This window comes from Veillonella intestinalis, from assembly GCF_943193155.1.
In the GTDB taxonomy this organism is placed as follows: domain Bacteria; phylum Bacillota; class Negativicutes; order Veillonellales; family Veillonellaceae; genus Veillonella_A; species Veillonella_A intestinalis.
Window position 1 is genome coordinate 1 of record NZ_CALPDB010000014.1, and the last position, 1019, is coordinate 1019.

Here is a 1019-nt window from a genome sequence, read left to right on the forward strand (position 1 = left end):
TCTTAAAATCTTGGAAATTAACGTATTCACGTTTCAAAATTGAATGAAAACTTTCAATTCGCGCGTTATCGCCGGGCTGACCCTTTCGGGAGTAAGAATGCTTGATACCATACTTCGATAAAGTGTTTTCAAATAAGTCACTTGTGTATTGGCTTCCCATATCACTATGAATAATTTGTGGTTTAACTGCTTGCGCCATGACTTGGGTAATAACGTTAGTCGCTAGTTCTTTAGTCATCTGCGTATTAAGTTGGTAAGCAATAACCCGTAGGGTTACTGGATTATAGACACTAGCTAGGTAACACCAAGTATGGTTAAGGGGAATGTACGTAATATCAGTCAATAAAATACCAGATTGATCAGTTAACTGCTTAATCAAGTTTGGTCGCTGATCATAATCAGTCTGAGTGGTTGGCTTATTGATTCGTTTAACCATTCTAGATCTAATCCCTAATTCACACATTTGTTGATAGACCAGACGCTGACTAACGTGAATATCAGACTGTTGATTTAGTAAGATCGTTAATCGTGGGTAGCCATACATTGGATATCTTAACCAAGCCGTTAACACTTCTTGTTTAATTAAATGCCGGCGGCGTTCAGTTCTACTTGGCTGCCAATGTAGATAATCATAGTAGGTTGAGCGCGGAATTTTGAGTACTGATAAGATACGCGTAATGCGGTGCCCAGCAAGTAAATTAGCGTTGACGACTTCTAACACGAGGGCACGCCCTTTAATAATTAGCTTTTTGCCATGAGCACCGCCGCTCGTTTTAAAATATCAAGTTCTTCTTTTAACCGTTTATTTTCTTTAATCAGAGCACGTTCATTTGATGATAGCACTTTAGTGTTGTTAGGATCAGCTTTTTTAATCCACTTAGTGACCGTTGAAACACTGACGTTGTATTCTTTAGCCAGTGAGTTGACCGAACGGCCAGTCTGACTTAAGCTAACAATCGATTCTTTAAATTCATTTGAATATTTAATTGCCATAATAAAAAGCTCCTTTATGATGTATT

At 38.1% G+C, this 1019-nt stretch carries 1 protein-coding gene; it reads right to left on the reverse strand.

All coding sequences use genetic code 11. The features are described 5' to 3' along the window. A protein-coding gene (locus tag NFR44_RS09430; protein WP_251444314.1) for an IS3-like element IS1520 family transposase occupies nt 1-993 on the reverse strand; the annotation gives its coding sequence in 2 pieces (ribosomal slippage) (nt 1-777 and nt 777-993; 994 coding nt annotated over the 2 pieces). This gene is flagged as partial in the annotation. Between the last annotated feature and the right edge of the window lie 26 nt (nt 994-1019).